This window comes from Acinetobacter sp. Leaf130 (genome assembly GCF_001423205.1).
Taxonomy (GTDB): Bacteria; Pseudomonadota; Gammaproteobacteria; order Pseudomonadales; family Moraxellaceae; genus Acinetobacter; species Acinetobacter calcoaceticus.
The window spans coordinates 196,639-213,018 of the sequence record NZ_LMOE01000008.1 but is presented as its reverse complement, the minus strand read 5'-3'; the positions used below and the strand labels follow the sequence as shown (position 1 = coordinate 213,018).

Sequence of the window (16,380 nt, the reverse complement as noted above, 5' to 3'; positions counted from 1 at the left end):
CACCGCCGTAAGTTTTTGCACAAATAGTTGCAATCGCAGCAGTTAAAGTTGTTTTACCATGGTCAACGTGACCGATTGTGCCCACGTTTACGTGTGGCTTATTACGTTCAAACTTGGCTTTAGCCATGATGATCTTCCTTTATAAACTGCTCATGCAGGGTCACTGCACGAGCGCTTGGTTTTAACTAAGAATTAGTTTGGGCTTATAGTAATCGAAAGATTACTCGTCGTCACCTTTTTTACCGCCAGTCTGGAACTTAGCGATGATGCCTTCAGCCACGTTACGTGGAGTTTCAGCGTATTTAGCGAATTCCATAGAATAAGTCGCACGACCTTGAGACATAGAACGCATTTGAGTCGCGTAACCAAACATCTCAGCCAATGGAACTTCTGCTTTAATTGCTTTTGTTCCACCAGGAAGATCATCCATACCTTGAACCATACCACGACGACGGTTTAAGTCACCCATGATATCGCCCATGTAGTCTTCTGGAGTTTCTACTTCAACTTTCATGATTGGTTCAAGAAGGATAGGATCAGCTTTCATGAAACCGTCACGGAAAGCGTACGAACCAGCCATTTTGAACGACAATTCATCAGAGTCGACATCATGGTAAGAACCATCGAATAATGTCGCTTTGATACCCACAACAGGGTAACCAGCTAATACACCATTCTTCATACGTTCTTGAATACCTTTGTCAACCGCACCAAAGAATTCTTTAGGTACAGTACCGCCGACAACTTCTTCAGCGAATTGGTATTCTTTACCAGCTTCTTCAACATCCATAGGCTCTAAACGAACATATACATGACCGAATTTACCTTTACCACCTGTTTGACGAACGAACTTACCTTCTTGCTCAACAGTCTTTTTGATTGTTTCGCGGTAAGCAACCATTGGTTTACCAATGTTCGCTTCAACACCGAATTCACGCTTCATACGGTCAACGATGATGTCAAGGTGAAGCTCACCCATACCAGCAATAATTGTTTGACCAGATTCTTCGTCTGTACGAACGCGGAACGATGGATCTTCTTTAGCCAAACGACCTAAAGCAATTGACATTTTTTCTTGGTCAGCTTTAGTTTTTGGTTCAACAGCCAATGAAATTACTGGCTCTGGGAATTCCATACGCTCAAGTGTAATGATGTTTTTCTCATCACATAATGTATCACCAGTAGTAACGTCTTTAAGACCTACACACGCTGCGATATCACCTGCACGGATTTCATCAAGATCTTGACGTTCGTTCGCATGCATTTGCACGATACGACCGATACGTTCACGCTTAGATTTAACTGGGTTATAAACCGGATCACCTTGTTTAAGAACACCAGAATAAACACGTACGAATGTTAAGTTACCTACGAACTTGTCGTTCATGATTTTGAACGCTAACGCAGAGAACGGAGCTTCGTCAGATGCTTCACGAGACGCTTTAGTTTCGTCTTTGTCGTCAAGGATACCTTCGATCGCTTTAACTTCTGTAGGTGATGGTAAGAATTCAATTACAGCATCCAACATACGTTGAACACCTTTGTTTTTGAACGCAGAACCACAAAGCATTACTTGAATTTCAGAAGCTAATGTACGAGCACGTAAACCTGCAATGATCTCTTCTTTAGAAAGATCACCTTCTTCAAGGTACTTGTCCATTAATTCTTCAGAAGCTTCAGCCGCAGCTTCAACCATTTTGGTACGCCATTCATTAGACGTATCAACTAGGTCAGCTGGAATTTCAGCATATTCAAACTTCATACCTTGAGATGCTTCATCCCAGATAATCGCTTTCATTTCGATAAGGTCAACAACACCTGCAAACGTATCTTCTGCACCGATTGGCACAACGATAGGTACAGGATTACCACCTAAACGAGTTTTAACTTGCTCAACAGCACGGAAGAAGTTTGCACCAGTACGGTCCATCTTGTTCACGAATGCTAAACGAGGCACTTTATATTTGTTTGCTTGACGCCATACAGTTTCAGACTGAGGTTGTACGCCACCAACTGCACAGTAAACCATGCACGCACCGTCAAGAACACGCATAGAACGTTCAACTTCGATTGTGAAGTCTACGTGTCCCGGGGTGTCAATTACGTTGATACGGTGTTGTTCGAATTGGTTACCCATACCAGACCAGAAACAAGTTGTAGCAGCCGAGGTAATTGTAATACCGCGCTCTTGCTCTTGTTCCATCCAGTCCATTGTTGCTGCACCATCGTGTACTTCACCAATTTTGTGAGATACACCTGTGTAGAACAAAATACGTTCTGTTGTAGTTGTTTTACCTGCGTCAATGTGCGCAGAAATACCGATGTTACGGTAATTACTAATTGGGGTTTGGCGAGCCATGATGTCTACATTCCTAAATGTTATATTTAAAACAGGACGCATCAATTAAATTGATGCGTACAAATATCCAAGCAGGCAACTTAAATACCCGCAAAGCTCCCACTTTGATAAAGAGCAATGTTGAATCGAGCTGCTGTACGCATGAATATTCTCCTGATTAGGGACTGTTTTATCCGCTTAGAAACGGTAGTGAGAGAAGGCTTTGTTGGCTTCAGCCATACGATGCACGTCTTCACGTTTTTTGATTGCTGCACCTTTACCTTCAGCTGCATCAAGCAACTCACCAGCAAGACGTAAAGCCATCGTTTTTTCAGAACGCTTAGCAGCAGCATCTACTAACCAACGCATCGCTAAGGCAGTACGACGGGATGGGCGTACTTCCATAGGTACTTGATAAGTAGCACCACCAACACGGCGTGCTTTTACTTCAACCATAGGACGAACTTTTTCAAGAGTAGTCTCGAAAAATTCAACTGGGTCTACTTTGTTTTTTTCTTGAACACGTTCTAAAGCACCGTAAACGATACCTTCAGCAACAGATTTTTTACCATCTTGCATTACGTGGTTCATGAATTTAGCGATTGTTTGGCTGCTAAATTTTGGATCTGGAAGGATCTCACGAGCAGCGACTACGCGACGTCTTGGCATTTTAATACACCTAATAATATGACACTTCAGGATAATCCAGCAGTTTGTACAAGTGTCATGTACACGACGCTGGCCTTACTATACGTCGCTTGAATTACAAATCTATGAAGAATTCAAACAAGCGAAACGCTAAAGGGCTTATTGGACTAGTTTCCTAGAATTACTTCTTAGGACGCTTAGTACCGTATTTAGAACGTGATTGATTACGATCTTTAACACCAGCACAGTCTAATGAACCACGAACGGTATGGTAACGTACACCTGGTAAGTCTTTAACACGACCACCACGGATAAGAACAACACTGTGCTCTTGTAGGTTATGACCTTCACCACCGATGTAGCTAGATACTTCAAAACCTGAAGTTAAGCGAACACGGCAAACCTTACGCATAGCTGAGTTAGGTTTTTTAGGTGTAGTTGTATAAACACGTGTACAAACACCACGACGTTGTGGACAAGCCTTCAACGCAGGAACTTTGGATTTTTCAACCAAAGTCGTACGACCCTTACGGATCAACTGATTCGTTGTTGCCATATGGCAATTCTCCCGTTATTAAAAAACCTTAAAAAGAAATACCTCTTTTTAAGGGCACATAATTGTAAGCTAAGATGCAAAAATGGTCAACACGGCAATACTTACCAAATGTTGACCATATCAATCTTTGACAGGATAACTTACAAATTTAAATAGAGTTCAAATTTTATTTTTAAACCTCTTATTTGTAAGCGTATTGTTAAGAGTATTTTTTATCATCCAGCCCCTCCTCATCTTCCTCTGGAGCTAAAGCTGGTTTTTGCTCAGTATGCTCATGTTCCTCTACATGTTTATCGGCAAGTTGCTCGATACCCTGATGAACATTTTCCTGAATTTTCTCTTCGCTCTTTTTACTTTCTGTCGGCTTTAAGACAATAGATACTTTTGAAATTACATCATGATTTTCTACTTCATGATGATGCGCAGCGTGAATATTGCCATCTTCACCAGCATTTAAAAGACGTGGACTGGCTTTCTGAATGAGTGTAACCGCAGCATAATAAGCCTGTAGCGGAGATAAATGCTCACTTGGATGTTCATTTAAATAATGTCTTGCAGCTCCAAAGATAGCTTGTGCTTTATGACCAACATCTTCTTGTAGTTTCCAGCTATACACTGCGCTTAAAACAGCACCAGCAATTGGGGTAACTTTACCAAAGGCAGAGAGCTTCGGAATACGATTTAACCACCCCCATTTAAACTCTCCGTCTTCATCGACTAACCAGTTCTTTAAAGTATCAAAATCAGTAGTTGAACCTAACACTTGCTGAAATTGATGAATATCTTGCGTTTCCAACATATTTCGTAATGTTTTTAAAGCTAACAATAAAGTTTGCTTTTCAGCAATCAGACTAATATCCACTTCTTTAAAGATAAACTCGACAACATCTTGGTCAGTAACTTCTTGAAGGTCAAAGCCATGTGATCTTCCTGTCTGATAAATCGTTCTCAAGACCAAAACGAGTGAAACAGGAACATCTACAGCAGCGCCAACCACACCGGACACACCTGTGATTGCCCCTTGTATTGTCGCAATTAATTTGTTTTGTTCAATGAGCGCCTGACTTAAACGTTGAGAACGGCCCGTATCCTTAGTTAGTTCAAATAAATCTTTAGCCCCCGCTTCTTCCAAGATTTTTTCAGTTAAGGTGCTTTTTGAACTAAAGTCATTCAACCAATCAAATAAATAGCCTGAAACTTTTTGATCCCAATCTGGGGAAAGAAATGTAGCCACACCATTTACTTTTGTAAAATGCCGTCCAAAGACCTGACGAGTTACTTTCGGTAATTGTTCTCGAAGCATTTGTTGAGGACTTTCATATTGCTCAACTTCAAATGGGCTTTTTGTTCTCGATCTACCTTCAACCGTTTTACCAGCTGGAATTGGTTCAATTACCTTACTTACATCACCTGATTGGCTCTGTTGCAAGATACTCAATCCTGTAGAACTGAGCTTTTTAGCCACTCCGAAGACCTGAGAAAACAAATTGTCAGATTGATTATTATTGAATTTTGTCATCAAGTACCTCGATTTTTTAATTTATCTAATTAGACATAAATACTAGGTGGAATGTGGATTTATCTCAACTTGTATGTGTGTATTTTAGTTAACCCTAAATGCAACATACCATGTATTTAGTTATTTTTTTTAAATGTAAAATTGTCATAAAGATTTGCCATAAGAAATAAAAATCCTTTCTGCTATCATGTTAACAACGAAAAAACATGAGTCTTGTTTTCTTATAGCTATATTCTCCTATTCATTTTCATAGCTGTTGATCACCATAGACTCTTAATATCACCATAAAGGGACCTGTAGATGAAACGTGTTGTAATCACTGGTATGGGTATTAACTCATGTATCGGTAACTCTTTAGAAGCAGTTACTCATTCACTTCAAAACGGAATCTCCGGGACACGTTTTAACCCAACTTATGCTGAACTCAATTTTAAAAGTCATGTGAGCGCTGCTGCGGAACAAGATTTTGATCATATTGACCGTAAGTTAAAACGCTTTATGGGCGTATGTGCAATGTACGCTTACAATGCTGCTGTAGCTGCTGTTGAACACGCAGGACTTACTGCTGAGCAAATCGGTGGTAATCCACGTTACGGTATCGCAGGCGGTTCAGGTGGTGGTTCAACTGCATCTGTTGTTGAAATGACAGAGCTTTTAGAGACTAAAGGTGCACGTAAAGTAGGACCTTTCTTCGTACCACGCAACATGTCAAACACGATTACTGCAAACGTAGGTGTTGCATTTAAACTACAAGGTATTGCTCATACCATTACAAGTGCTTGTGCAACTTCTGCTGACGCAATTGGTTATGCGTACAACCTTATTCAACTTGGTAAACAAGATCTTATGCTTGCTGGCGGTGGTGAAGAAGATCATTGGTCTCAAAGTTTATTATTTGATGCAATGGGTGCGCTTTGCTCGAAATATAATGAAACTCCAGAAACAGCATCTCGTCCATATTCAGCAGACCGTGACGGTTTCGTTATTGCTGGCGGTGGTGGTTTTGTCGTACTTGAATCACTTGAACACGCTCAAGCACGTGGTGCCAACATTTTAGCTGAAGTTGTTGGTTATGCTGCAAACAGCGATGGTGCAGACATGGTTGCTCCAAGTGGTGAAGGCGCTACACGTTGTGTATTAATGGCACTTGAAGAAGCTAAACAACATGGCGTAGAAAAAATTGACTATGTAAATACACATGGTACATCTACTCCAGCTGGTGACATTACAGAACTTAAAGCAATGGAACGTGCATTTGGCGAAGGCAATGTACCTCCTCTTAGCTCAACCAAATCTATGACAGGTCATAGCTTAGGTGCAGCTGGCGTACAAGAAGCTATTTACTCTGTTCTAATGATGCAAAATGACTTTATTGCACCAAACATCAATGTGACTGAACTTGATGAAGGCGCAAAACCTTTTGATATCGTACTTGAAAAACGTGATGCAAAATTGAATACTGTAATGAGTAACAGTTTTGGCTTTGGCGGTGTTAACGCTTGCCTTATTTTCAAGAAGTGGGATGCATAATCCCACGTAGGATTATCAATGGATGCACCTTCTGATGCTTTTTTGTGGGTAAAAGCATTACATATTATTGCTGTGGTTTGTTGGTTCGCTGCTTTGTTCTACTTACCACGTTTATATGTTTACCATGCCATGAGTGAAGATGCAGCTAGTCATCAACGCTTTGAAGTAATGGAACGTAAGTTGTATCGCGGAATTATGTGGCCTTCTATGATTGCCACATTAATTACCGCCCATTTTCTTGTCGAATGGGGCGATGCAACTCGACATTACCATCAGGCAACATGGTTTTATCTTAAAGTTGCTTTAGTCGCTTTATTAATCATCTACCATTTGGTATGTGGCTACTATCGTAAAAAACTTATCGGAAATGCACACTATAAATCACATAAGTTCTGGCGTTTCTTTAATGAAATGCCAACTTTAATCTTATTTGCTGTAGTGATTTTAGTTGTCGTAAAGCCTCAGTTTTAACTGGGGCTTTTGCTTTTCTGAGCAATTCCTTTAATTTAGACAATAAAAACTCGCAGAGTTATCCCTATATTTAACTTTTTCAATCAAAAGCATAAAATCAACGCTCTCTTAAAGTTATACCCAATGAGTAACTCTGACCCTTTATTTACTAATAAGTAATCTATACTATCCTAAAGAAATAGATGAACTCATTTAATGGCAAAGCTATGCTAACCCTTACTGCCCTTAAACACTCAACCCAACAACAATTTATACGTCTTACGCTTTTTATTTTTCGTCACTTAAAAAACTATCCCATCAGATATCTAACGACTCAAGAAAAAGTATTAGCACAACTTGTTTTCGGTGACATGCTCAATTGTGAACAACCTAAAATTATCGCTACTCGCTACCTTCCTTGGCAGTCTTGCGGTATTTTTATGGCACCAAATGGAAATATTTACGTCAACCCTTCCGACTACAGTGAAAATTACGCTCTAGAATCTAAATTTATGCAGGGTATTTTTATTCACGAACTCACTCATGTCATGCAATATCAAAAAGGTATTCATGTACTACTTAAAGGTGCATTGTTGCAATCGGCCTATTATCTTAGCTTTAAAAATTACAATCCCTATAAATACACCTACTCTCCCCACAAGGCGTTTAGCTCTTATAACATTGAACAACAAGGTGAAATTGCCCGTGACATTTGCTCTGGGAAAATCCCAAATATTATCTGTTCACCTCAACTTCATTTGTAACTAAATAATCAGTCTTTCTTTGAACGTAACATCTTTTGCTTAATGTAAATGAGAATTCTTATAAATCAGAAATACTTATCTAAACAAGAAAATCACGCTTACTTAATTCAAATTATTGAAAAAAATATAACGCGCTTATTCCAAATTGGCTTGTGATAAGGCAGTATACAAACAATAAAAATAATGAAGCCTGTTTCTATTCTATACAGAAAATCTCGTTATTTTTACGCAGAAAATATGTGATTGGTATATATTATTGATCTTGACATTTTTGTTTACTATTTTAATTGTTTACTATCGTATCATACACATCGTTGAAAAATTATATCTATAAAAATCAACACTATGTGTATCTATATTCGTTATGATCTAGGATTAGGTTTGAATGAAAAGTTTTAAAGTTGCCCTTGCTCAGTTTTCTCCGCATATTGGCAATATTGACTCAAACACCAAAAAGATGATTGAGCAAGTGAATCAGGCGAAAAAACAAAACGCTGACCTGATTATTTTTCCCGAGCTTTCTGTTATTGGTTATCCGGCTGAAGACTTACTGTTACGTCCAAATTTAAATAAACGTATGCAAAAGGCTTTTGCTCAACTTGCCGAAGTTAAAGATATTGTCATGGTTTTCGGATTTGTAAACCAGACAGAAGATGGTCAACGTTATAATTCTGCTGCTGTCATGAAAGACGGTCAAGTTTTGGGTGTTTTTAATAAACACAATTTACCAAACTATGGCGTCTTTGATGAAAAACGTTATTTCCAAAAAGGACATCAGCATTTGGTGTTTGAATATCTTGGACATAAGTTTGGCGTATTGATTTGTGAAGATATCTGGTCAATTAATACCGTAAAACAGTTAAGCCAATTAAATGTTGATACTGTTCTTGTACTCAATGCATCACCATATGAAGTCGGTAAACCACAACACCGTACACAAACCTTAAGTGAACTTGCAAAACAACTTCATCTGAATATTGTTTACGTTAACCAAGTAGGTGGACAAGACGATTTAATTTTTGATGGCACAAGTTTTGTCAGCAATAAAGATGGTCGAATTGCTTTACAAGCACCAAGCTTTAAAGAAGACCTCTACATCGCTGAATTTGAACCAAAAAACAAAGCATTTAAAGTCACAGAATCAGCTCCTGCTTTAGAAACATTTGCAGAGATCTATCAAGGGTTAGTTCTGGCAACACGTGACTATGTAGAGCGTTCAGGTTTCCCTGGTGTAATTTTAGGTTTATCTGGTGGTATTGATTCTGCCCTTACACTTGCTATTGCTGTTGATGCAATTGGTGCAGAAAAAGTACAAGCCGTAATGATGCCTTATACCTACACTTCTCAAATTAGTGTTGAAGATGCAGCAGAACAAGCTCGTCGTATGGGTGTGACTTTTGGTATTGCTGAAATACATTCAGTTGTAAATAGCTTTATGCAAACCTTGTATCCTTTCTTTGGCAACTCACCAGCAGATGCAACCGAAGAGAATTTACAAGCGCGCGCACGCGGCACATTACTCATGGGTTTATCAAATAAATTTGGTAATTTAGTACTCGCTACTGGCAACAAGTCTGAGCTTTCAGTTGGCTACTGTACACTTTATGGTGACATGGTTGGTGGTTTTGCTGTTCTAAAAGATGTTTATAAAACGATCGTATTTGAATTGGCAAAATACCGTAATAGCTTAAGTGAAACTCCTGTTATTCCTGAACGTGTTATTACTCGTCCACCTTCAGCAGAACTTCGCCCAGACCAAAAAGACCAAGACTCTTTACCTGCATATGATGTATTAGATGCCATTCTTTACGCATACATTGAAGAAGATTTAAGTCAGGCAGATATTATTGCCAAAGGTTTTGATAAAGAAGTAGTTGAAAAAGTCATCCGTTTAGTTGATCGTAATGAATACAAACGTCGTCAAGGCGCTATCGGTCCGAGAATTACCTCTCGTGCATTTAGCCGCGAACGACGTTATCCGATTGTCAACGGTTGGACAGCGAATGACTGAGCAAAAAAACTCATCAAAAACTATAACACTTGCTCAAGCACTTTTGCTTGAGCAGGTGGAATTTTTTAAAAAACAATTATCTATAGAAAACTCACCTATTTATTTCCAGCAGTTCATTCAACTCTTTATGCAACATGCTGACGAAATCAAGCTTCATGAAGTGGTGGATTTAGAGCAACTACAAGCCGTTGTGAAACGCTATGCTTTTGAAATGCAGCTAGGTGCTGGTTTACTTGAGTTTATTGGGGAAATTGCGCAGCGTATTTATCTGTCTGCTATGAAGTCTCCAATTCAGCTACAAGATTTGGTATCTGACCACCAATTTGAAATGTGGCTCTCCAAATTTTTGGAAATGGAGCATATTCCTCATTATCTCAACCAGTTTTTAAGAACTAGCCCCGCCGTTCAACAACTTTGCCAATATATTGCTACCTCAACCTTAGAACAGAAAATACCAAAATTTCTAAATGCATCTAGAGTAGATGACTATCATTTTGAATGGCAACATAAACTCAAAAAATTCTCTTTTTTACAACAACAACGTCTTGAGCATAAACTTGAAACTTGGATTGCCAGCTTTATTCACGAGCAACTTACAGAATTAAGTCTTTTGTCGACTGAAGATTTAGAAAGTCTGATACGACATGTCTGGGAAGATCTTAGACATAAAAAAATGTATGAGTTTATGAAACAATTAACTCCTCTTGATGTTGAAGAGTTCTTTGTTTTAATTTACGAATATTGGAAAGAATTACGCCAGTCACAATTTATGCAAGATCTTATTTTGTATGGCGTAGAAGTTTTTTATGAATTTTACAAAGACGAGAGTTTATTTGAAGTATTAAGTGAGATTGGTTTAACCGAAACCGATTTACAAACTGAAGCTTTACGTTTTTACCCTAAAGTCATGAATGTCTTTAATGAACACGGTATTTTAGAGCCGTTACTTCAAGCGATTTTAGCTCCTTTTTATCAAAGCCCAAAAACACTCGATATGATTGAAAAACATTTTAATGAGTAAAAAAAAGACAAAAAGAAACCATGCATGAGCATGGTTTTTAAAATGGTGGCTATGACGAGACTTGAACTTGTGACCCCCGCATTATGAGTGCGGTGCTCTAACCAACTGAGCTACATAGCCGTAAACTGTGTGCGCATTATCTATAGTTCTGCAGAACAGGTCAAGAGTTCAAAATCATTAAATTCCATCAAATGAACAAATAAGATTCAGATCACCTTTATTTGTTCATTTTTTAGCAAATTTATGTTTTAAATAATTGATCGACCAAAAGAAATGTATTAAAAATCTAATACCAGTTTTTTTACCTTTTGCCCTCGATCCCCAAATCATCATACTCTGTTGTGAAATCTTTCCTGCATCACTGAGGTATCGATCAAAATGTTCTGCTTTACCTTCCAAAATAGCAGTTTCACATGTATCGTATACCCCTTCACAACATAGGCATTCAATATCAATATTTAATGTTTCGAACGCTTATAAAATTGATTAGACTTGGCAAGTACAACTATAAAAACATCTCCATCTTCAGGAACTGTTAAAGCAAATTGTTCCCAATGAATGTATTCATCAGTGACTATGCTTATCACAACAATTAATCACAGCAACAATCATTAGTTCAAGTCCATATACATAAACATGTATTTCTTTAGGTTGTAATGAAATAAATTTGCTAAGTTAAGCACACAACCTTCTGCGTCAGCATAGCTAAATACATGCTCTGTATATTTCTGTTTTAACTCATTTAACAATGCTACATGTCCAAGCGCACCGTAAGCTTAATGTAACTCGTACTTTGTGCCCACGTGTTACGAGTTCATCCATTTGAGATAAAAATGGTAATAGCGAATACCACCTGCAATTAAGATGCTTATTGCCTTAAGCTAACGGGAATAATTTTTTAAATATAAATAAGCTAATAAAAAAATCAAAAACATCTCATCATTATAAAGTCAGTCTTTACAAACTGTTTAATCAAAAAATAAGCATAAAAAAAGACCACGCAGGAGCGTGGTCTATAAAATGGTGGCTATGACGAGACTTGAACTTGTGACCCCCGCATTATGAGTGCGGTGCTCTAACCAACTGAGCTACATAGCCTTAAACTGTGCGCGCATTATCTTAGTTTCTTTAATGCACGTCAAGAAAAATTTTAAATAAATTAGGTGAAGTGAGCCTATAAGCCGGGTTCTGTCGAGGATGGTCATTCCTCTAGGCGTACAATCACTCATACGCTCAAGCGACCTACCCGAATCCAGTACGGGCCGTACCTCAGGATTCCTATTTGGTCTTGCTTCTGGTGGGGTTTACCATGCCGTGAACTGTTACCAGACACGCGGTGCGCTCTTACCGCACCCTTTCACCCTTACCTCACGAATGAGGCGGTCTACTCTCTGCTGCACTTTCCGTCGGCTTTCACCGCCCAGGCGTTACCTGGCACCCTGCCCTATGAAGCCCGGACTTTCCTCCCCTGCTTCAGTCACGAAGACCTCCACAGCAGCGACCATCCAGCTCACTTCAGGGGCGCATATTAACAAATTTATTTACTAATTGCTTGTGCTTTTTTGAGCAATTAGTTTTTTATATTTGTCGAATAGCTGTTCTTCCGTTTCCTCATGCTCTGGATCTTTAGGAATACAATCTACAGGACAAAACAATTGGCATTGCGGTTGGTCATGATGACCAACGCATTCAGTGCACAAATCTGGATGAATTTCATAAATCACTTCACCCATGAAAATTGCTTCATTCGGGCAAACTGGTTCACAAACATCACAGTTTATGCATTCATCGGTGATATATAACGACACGTTACCAACCTTGTTGATGTTTACGTTCAAAGGCCTCAACCACAGCTTGCGGAACAAACTTGGTTACATCCCCTTTTAAACGAGCAATTTCCCGAATCAATGTCGAAGAAATAAAAGAGTACTGCTCAGATGGTGTTAAAAACACCGCTTCAAAATGTGGGTCAAGTTGACGGTTCATATTGGCAAGTTGAAATTCATATTCAAAATCAGAAACCGCTCTTAAACCACGAAGTACTGCGGTTGCCTTTTGTTCTTTGAAAAAATTAACCAGTAAACCATCGAAGCCTACAAATTCAACATTTGATAGATGGCTTAAAGATGATTGTGCCAGTTCAACTCTTTCTTCTAGACTGAACAAGGGGTTCTTATGATGTCCAATTGCAATTGCTACTACAACCTCATCAAACATTCTTGATGCTCTAGTAACTAAATCAACGTGTCCATTCGTGATGGGGTCAAATGTTCCAGGATAAATTACACGCGTTTTAGACATCCGCTAGTACTCTAATTGTATTGTGAACCTATTTTAGCAAAAGTTATACATGAGGCGAAATATTCATGTGCAGGAAAAACTTCACCTTAGCATCAGTTTACGGCACAATAGGCATAATTGTGGAAGTTTGAATTATGGCGAAAGCAACAGTAGTAAAGAAACATAATGGCGGAACAATCGCACAAAATAAACGTGCCCGTCATGATTATTTTATCGAAGAAAAATTTGAAGCGGGCATGTCACTTCAAGGTTGGGAAGTAAAATCCTTACGTGCTGGGCGCATGACTTTGACGGAAAGTTATGTCATTTTCAAGAATGGCGAAGCATTTTTACTTGGCTCACAAATTCAGCCTTTATTATCGGCTTCGACCCATGTGGTACCTGAAGCAACACGTACCCGTAAGTTATTGCTCTCCCGCCGTCAGCTTGAACACCTGATGGGTGCAGTTAACCAAAAAGGTTACTCGTGTGTTCCTTTGGCGTGTTACTGGAAAGGTCACTTGGTTAAACTTGAAATTGCACTTGTGAAAGGTAAACAACTTCACGACAAACGTGCAACTGAAAAAGACCGTGACTGGCAACGTGATAAAGCTCGTATATTTCATAAGTAATTTAATGAAAAGCCTCTTTTTTAGAGGCTTTTTTGTTATGGAATTTATTAATTTAGCCTATATAAAAGTCCAGCAATATATTCACCAAACCACTTAGCTGTATCTAAGTCACCTTGTGGAGGAGTGATCTCAACAGGAGCATTGTCTGACTGGGTCATTAAGCCTAAACAACTCGATAATCGGTTTAAATCTTTTTCACTATGCCCTGTCGTCATTAAAGGTAAACCTGACCACAACATGCCATGTTGCATGGCAAAAATATTTAATTGTTGTAATACCGCTAGTTTATCGCCACTCAATCCGCCCGAATTTGCAAAGCCAGCCGCAAGCTTGCCTTGCCATAAGCGCTCTTTCCAACGCTTAGAAGTACTGTCCATAAACTTTTTAAAGTCGGCAGTCATACTTCCCATATAGGTAGGAGATCCGAAAATAATGCCTTGTGATGCATCAAGCGCATCCCAATCAATATGTTCAATATTCATTAGATGTACTTTTACCCCCATCACCTCTGCACCAGCAGCAATAGCGAAAGCTACCTTGGCGGTATGACCATATGGACTGTGGTAGACAATAGAGAGATGTTTTTCAGGCAAAGACATAAGATTAAAATTTTGAGCGATTTTTTCTATTTTATCATTTTATTAGCGCTTGCTAAACCTACATCTATAAATATGAAATATAAGCGTTTCAATACGGTTCACAATCGTAATATTTTCAAACTCAATAAAAACTCTCTTATTCTGTTTAATTACGACAAAATAAGAGAGTGAATTTACTTATGTTTATAAAGCTTATATAAAAACAAAGGTAGCCATACGTCCAGTCTTCGCATCACGGCGATAAGAAAAATAATCATCGCTCTGTTGATAAGAACATTGATCTCCACCTAAAACCTGTTTCACACCTAGACTCTGCAAAATAAAACGCGCAATTGCATATAAATCTGCATGAAATTTATTTGGAGCTGCCCCCTCAACAAAAGCTGTTCCTAACTCTGGATATTTATCACAAAAAGCAGCCTTTACTTCGGCCCCAATTTCAAAACAAGGTTGACTAATCGCAGCTCCTAACCATGCCCAAGTTGGAGGGTTCTGCATCGCGGCAACTGTATTTTCAACAATCCCGCCAGCTAAACCTCGCCAACCTGCATGCAAGTTTGCGACTTCCGTACCTTCAGCATTTCCTAAGACGATAGGTAAACAATCAGCGGTCATCATCATTAAAGCATGGCCTTTAGTTTGAGTGACCAAACCATCACCGATTAATGCCTTAAAAGGAATTTGTTCATTTACTGTATGGCAAATCGTACTATGTGTTTGAGTCATCCATGTCATTTTTTTAACACCGAACTTCGCAAACACATCTAACAATATCATGCGATGTTGCTGAACACGTTGTGCCTCATCGTTGACATGTAAAGCCAGATTAAAACCAGACAACTCAAGTTGATCCGTTGGTAATGCCAAAGGATGTTGAACACGTGTCTGCCCTACACATACGCCTTGAGGTAACCCTTGAACAAATTCCATATACGCGTCCTTAATATGCAGCGTTTTCTGAACGTAACACATTCACTAAATGTGTAAAATCTTCAGGCCACGGCGCTTCAAATAACATTTCTTCACCAGTACGAGGATGTTTTAAGCCCAATTTAGCTGCATGCAATGCTTGGCGTTTAAAACCACGTAAAGTATCAATGAGTAATTCAGACGCCCCTGCAGGTACACGTACACGATTCATATAAATCTGATCGCCAATCAGTCCATAACCGATATAACTAAAATGCACACGAATCTGATGAGTTCGACCTGTTTCAAGACGAGCTTGTACACGTGTAAAATCTCTAAAGCGTTCTTTTACATTGTAATGGGTCACAGCATCGCGCCCACCCGGTAAAATCGCCATTTTCACACGGTCAACTGGATGGCGTTTGATAGGTTCATCAATAGTACCGCCAGCAATAATATTTCCATAAACAACTAAGTCGTATACACGGTAAACCGATTTATTTGCCAACTGTTTGCTTAAAGAAAATTGTGCCTCAAGACTCTTAGCAACGACTAACAAACCGCTGGTATCTTTATCAATACGATGTACTAGACCAGCGCGAGAAAGTTCCGACAATTTTGGAAAATGATAAAGCAAGGCATTCACTAAAGTTCCAGAACTATTGCCAGCCCCTGGATGTACCACCATGCCGACAGGTTTATTGATGACTAAAATGTCGTCATCTTCATAGACAATATTAAGTGGAATATTTTCAGGTTGGCTCGTGGTTTGAGCCTCGAGCTCAACTTCGAGTGTAAGCAGTTCTGTCCCTTCACAACGGTGCTTTGGCTTGACAATGTTACCATTCACCAACAGATGGCCATCCTTCAACCATTGTTTAAGCTTTTCACGTGAAAACTCATTCCACACCAAGGCTGCTACCTGATCGATACGTTGCCCCAGATAGCTTTCATCTAGCTGAACTTGCAACGATAAACGTGTTGCAGTTGTATCAGAAGTATGGTTATCTGCATCCTCAGAATCTTCAAGTAAATTGAAGTCGGTTTCAGATAAGTTTGTGTTTGAAGATTGTGCTGAAGTCATTTGATCATTGAGATAAAAGTGGTTTAATAGCGCAATTGT

16 protein-coding genes, 2 tRNA genes, 1 other RNA gene and 1 pseudogene are annotated in these 16,380 nt (G+C 39.0%); 6 read left to right on the top strand and 14 right to left on the bottom strand.

Features of this window, described 5'->3' with window-relative positions:
• The 5 genes from ASF86_RS19465 to ASF86_RS17025 form a co-directional block, all read right to left on the bottom strand.
• Positions 1–127: GTP-binding protein (locus ASF86_RS19465; protein WP_227508804.1), on the bottom strand; the 127-nt coding region annotated here is incomplete at its 3' end.
• 93 nt (positions 128–220) lie between these two features.
• On the bottom strand, positions 221–2,359 hold the full coding sequence (gene fusA, locus ASF86_RS17040) for an elongation factor G (RefSeq protein ID WP_004641624.1): 2,139 nt from the start codon (positions 2,357–2,359) through the stop codon (positions 221–223).
• Positions 2,360–2,536: 177 nt separating this feature from the next.
• Positions 2,537–3,007 (bottom strand): 30S ribosomal protein S7, encoded by a 471-nt coding sequence (gene rpsG, locus ASF86_RS17035; RefSeq protein ID WP_004638185.1) that lies wholly within the window; start codon positions 3,005–3,007, stop codon positions 2,537–2,539.
• Between the two features lie 160 nt (positions 3,008–3,167).
• Positions 3,168–3,542: a 30S ribosomal protein S12 gene (gene rpsL, locus ASF86_RS17030; RefSeq protein WP_002050319.1), complete on the bottom strand. Its 375-nt coding sequence runs from the start codon at positions 3,540–3,542 to the stop codon at positions 3,168–3,170.
• 199 nt (positions 3,543–3,741) lie between these two features.
• Positions 3,742–5,061, bottom strand: coding sequence for an EcsC family protein (locus ASF86_RS17025; protein WP_056483919.1), 1,320 nt, complete (start codon positions 5,059–5,061; stop codon positions 3,742–3,744).
• Positions 5,062–5,361: 300 nt separating this feature from the next.
• On the opposite strand from ASF86_RS17025, the gene ASF86_RS17020 reads away from it, so the two are divergent.
• The 5 genes from ASF86_RS17020 (at position 5,362) to ASF86_RS17000 (ending at position 10,837) form a co-directional block, all read left to right on the top strand.
• Positions 5,362–6,591: a beta-ketoacyl synthase N-terminal-like domain-containing protein gene (locus ASF86_RS17020; RefSeq protein WP_003653298.1), complete on the top strand. Its 1,230-nt coding sequence runs from the start codon at positions 5,362–5,364 to the stop codon at positions 6,589–6,591.
• Between the two features lie 18 nt (positions 6,592–6,609).
• Positions 6,610–7,062, top strand: a complete 453-nt coding sequence (gene hemJ, locus ASF86_RS17015) for a protoporphyrinogen oxidase HemJ (protein ID WP_056483916.1) — start codon at positions 6,610–6,612, stop codon at positions 7,060–7,062.
• 182 nt (positions 7,063–7,244) lie between these two features.
• Positions 7,245–7,805 (top strand): hypothetical protein, encoded by a 561-nt coding sequence (locus ASF86_RS17010; RefSeq protein WP_056483913.1) that lies wholly within the window; start codon positions 7,245–7,247, stop codon positions 7,803–7,805.
• A gap of 385 nt (positions 7,806–8,190) precedes the next feature.
• Positions 8,191–9,816, top strand: a complete 1,626-nt coding sequence (locus ASF86_RS17005) for an NAD+ synthase (RefSeq protein WP_056483911.1) — start codon at positions 8,191–8,193, stop codon at positions 9,814–9,816.
• Positions 9,809–10,837, top strand: coding sequence for a hypothetical protein (locus ASF86_RS17000; protein ID WP_056483908.1), 1,029 nt, complete (start codon positions 9,809–9,811; stop codon positions 10,835–10,837). Before ASF86_RS17005 ends, ASF86_RS17000 begins: the two co-directional genes overlap by 8 nt.
• Before the next feature lie 43 nt (positions 10,838–10,880).
• Here ASF86_RS17000 and ASF86_RS16995 read toward each other — a convergent pair.
• From ASF86_RS16995 to coaD, 6 genes and pseudogenes are all read right to left on the bottom strand, one after another.
• A tRNA-Met gene (locus ASF86_RS16995) sits at positions 10,881–10,957 on the bottom strand.
• Positions 10,958–11,062: 105 nt separating this feature from the next.
• Positions 11,063–11,703, bottom strand: a pseudogene (locus ASF86_RS20135) (hypothetical protein); the annotation flags it as partial.
• Positions 11,704–11,858: 155 nt separating this feature from the next.
• A tRNA-Met gene (locus tag ASF86_RS16985) sits at positions 11,859–11,935 on the bottom strand.
• A 63-nt stretch (positions 11,936–11,998) separates the two neighbouring features.
• Positions 11,999–12,354: RNase P RNA component class A (gene rnpB / locus ASF86_RS17045), an RNA gene on the bottom strand.
• Positions 12,355–12,381: 27 nt separating this feature from the next.
• A complete protein-coding gene (locus ASF86_RS16980) occupies positions 12,382–12,645 on the bottom strand; it encodes a YfhL family 4Fe-4S dicluster ferredoxin (protein WP_003653306.1) in 264 nt (87 codons plus the stop codon).
• Position 12,646: 1 nt separating this feature from the next.
• Entirely contained in the window at positions 12,647–13,138 is a 492-nt protein-coding gene (coaD, locus tag ASF86_RS16975; RefSeq protein ID WP_004641605.1) for a pantetheine-phosphate adenylyltransferase, read from the bottom strand.
• 134 nt (positions 13,139–13,272) lie between these two features.
• Here coaD and smpB point away from each other — a divergent pair, with 134 nt between their 5' ends.
• On the top strand, positions 13,273–13,749 hold the full coding sequence (gene smpB / locus ASF86_RS16970; RefSeq protein ID WP_004641603.1) for an SsrA-binding protein SmpB: 477 nt from the start codon (positions 13,273–13,275) through the stop codon (positions 13,747–13,749).
• 47 nt (positions 13,750–13,796) lie between these two features.
• On the opposite strand, the gene ASF86_RS16965 is transcribed toward smpB, so the two are convergent.
• From ASF86_RS16965 to rluD, 3 genes are all read right to left on the bottom strand, one after another.
• Positions 13,797–14,348 carry a flavodoxin family protein gene (locus ASF86_RS16965; RefSeq protein WP_056483905.1) on the bottom strand — a complete coding sequence of 184 codons (552 nt, stop codon included), beginning with the start codon at positions 14,346–14,348 and terminating at the stop codon, positions 13,797–13,799.
• Between the two features lie 192 nt (positions 14,349–14,540).
• Positions 14,541–15,278 (bottom strand): peptidoglycan editing factor PgeF, encoded by a 738-nt coding sequence (pgeF, locus tag ASF86_RS16960; protein ID WP_056483903.1) that lies wholly within the window; start codon positions 15,276–15,278, stop codon positions 14,541–14,543.
• Positions 15,279–15,288: 10 nt separating this feature from the next.
• Positions 15,289–16,341: a 23S rRNA pseudouridine(1911/1915/1917) synthase RluD gene (gene rluD / locus ASF86_RS16955; RefSeq protein ID WP_005042691.1), complete on the bottom strand. Its 1,053-nt coding sequence runs from the start codon at positions 16,339–16,341 to the stop codon at positions 15,289–15,291.
• Positions 16,342–16,380 lie beyond the last annotated feature (39 nt).

Bases quoted from the DNA above. Each gene is read 5' to 3' on its own strand.
- fusA (WP_004641624.1), bottom strand. From the start codon at position 2,359: ATGGCTCGCCAAACCCCAATTAGTAATTACCGTAACATCGGTATTTCT.
- rpsG (WP_004638185.1), bottom strand. From the start codon at position 3,007: ATGCCAAGACGTCGCGTAGTCGCTGCTCGTGAGATCCTTCCAGATCCA.
- rpsL (WP_002050319.1), bottom strand. From the start codon at position 3,542: ATGGCAACAACGAATCAGTTGATCCGTAAGGGTCGTACGACTTTGGTT.
- ASF86_RS17025 (WP_056483919.1), bottom strand. From the start codon at position 5,061: ATGACAAAATTCAATAATAATCAATCTGACAATTTGTTTTCTCAGGTC.
- ASF86_RS17020 (WP_003653298.1), top strand. From the start codon at position 5,362: ATGAAACGTGTTGTAATCACTGGTATGGGTATTAACTCATGTATCGGT.
- hemJ (WP_056483916.1), top strand. From the start codon at position 6,610: ATGGATGCACCTTCTGATGCTTTTTTGTGGGTAAAAGCATTACATATT.
- ASF86_RS17010 (WP_056483913.1), top strand. From the start codon at position 7,245: ATGAACTCATTTAATGGCAAAGCTATGCTAACCCTTACTGCCCTTAAA.
- ASF86_RS17005 (WP_056483911.1), top strand. From the start codon at position 8,191: ATGAAAAGTTTTAAAGTTGCCCTTGCTCAGTTTTCTCCGCATATTGGC.
- ASF86_RS17000 (WP_056483908.1), top strand. From the start codon at position 9,809: ATGACTGAGCAAAAAAACTCATCAAAAACTATAACACTTGCTCAAGCA.
- coaD (WP_004641605.1), bottom strand. From the start codon at position 13,138: ATGTCTAAAACGCGTGTAATTTATCCTGGAACATTTGACCCCATCACG.
- smpB (WP_004641603.1), top strand. From the start codon at position 13,273: ATGGCGAAAGCAACAGTAGTAAAGAAACATAATGGCGGAACAATCGCA.
- ASF86_RS16965 (WP_056483905.1), bottom strand. From the start codon at position 14,348: ATGTCTTTGCCTGAAAAACATCTCTCTATTGTCTACCACAGTCCATAT.
- pgeF (WP_056483903.1), bottom strand. From the start codon at position 15,278: ATGGAATTTGTTCAAGGGTTACCTCAAGGCGTATGTGTAGGGCAGACA.
- rluD (WP_005042691.1), bottom strand. From the start codon at position 16,341: ATGACTTCAGCACAATCTTCAAACACAAACTTATCTGAAACCGACTTC.